Origin of the sequence: Vallitalea maricola (assembly GCF_036985595.1) — a bacterium.
Taxonomy (GTDB): Bacteria; Bacillota; Clostridia; order Lachnospirales; family Vallitaleaceae; genus Vallitalea; species Vallitalea maricola.
Map to the genome: position 1 here is coordinate 1 of NZ_BTPU01000479.1, position 258 is coordinate 258.

At 27.5% G+C, this 258-nt stretch carries 1 pseudogene; it reads left to right on the forward strand.

Annotated elements, in window-relative coordinates:
* Window positions 1–26: 26 nt before the first annotated feature.
* Window positions 27–258 (forward strand): annotated as a pseudogene (locus tag AACQ14_RS24685) (hypothetical protein); the annotation flags it as partial.

The following is a 258-nucleotide window of genomic DNA, read 5'->3' on the forward strand; positions in this document are numbered from 1 at the left end:
GAAAGAAATTTTAAAGGAGGATTACCATGTTTAGAGAAAAATATAATCACATGAATGAACAGATTTATCCATCAACAGAACTTGTTAATAAAAAAATTAGTTCAGCTAATTCAACAATATCAAGAAAAAAACAACATAAGTTAATATTTCGTAAACCTATAATTATAGTAGCTATGCTTACGATTTGCATATTTACAACTATACCTATATTGGCAGCTAAAGTACCTGCAGTTTATGAATTGATGTACCATCTTTCTC